The following is a 277-nucleotide window of genomic DNA, read 5'->3' as shown; positions in this document are numbered from 1 at the left end:
TCTCGGCCTTTAGCTTTCGGTCGTCCAGTTTTTTACGAGAACCGGGGCGCTTGGCAATGAACCAGGATACATTTTGGCGATCTTTATGCTCATCCCGCTTTTGAATGCCAAGATAACCGGCATCACCGAACACGCGCAGCTCGTCACCGTGAAGAAGGTTGCCGGCGGACACGATGTCGTGGACATTGGCAGCGGTGGTATCGATGCTGTGGATCAAGCCGAGCGTATCGTCCACGCCGATATGCATCTTCATGCCAAAGTACCACTGGTTGCCTTT

General features: G+C 53.4%; 1 protein-coding gene. It reads right to left on the bottom strand.

Annotated elements, in window-relative coordinates; translation table 11 throughout:
• The coding region (locus tag JIF53_RS02085) for a transposase (RefSeq protein WP_199451746.1) at nucleotides 1-277 on the bottom strand (277 nt) is incomplete at both ends.

The sequence above is a fragment of the Marinobacter sp. bablab_jr008 genome (assembly GCF_016464145.1).
In the GTDB taxonomy this organism is placed as follows: domain Bacteria; phylum Pseudomonadota; class Gammaproteobacteria; order Pseudomonadales; family Oleiphilaceae; genus Marinobacter; species Marinobacter nauticus.
Note: the sequence above shows the minus strand (reverse complement) of the source record. Positions and strands in the feature narration are given on the sequence as shown.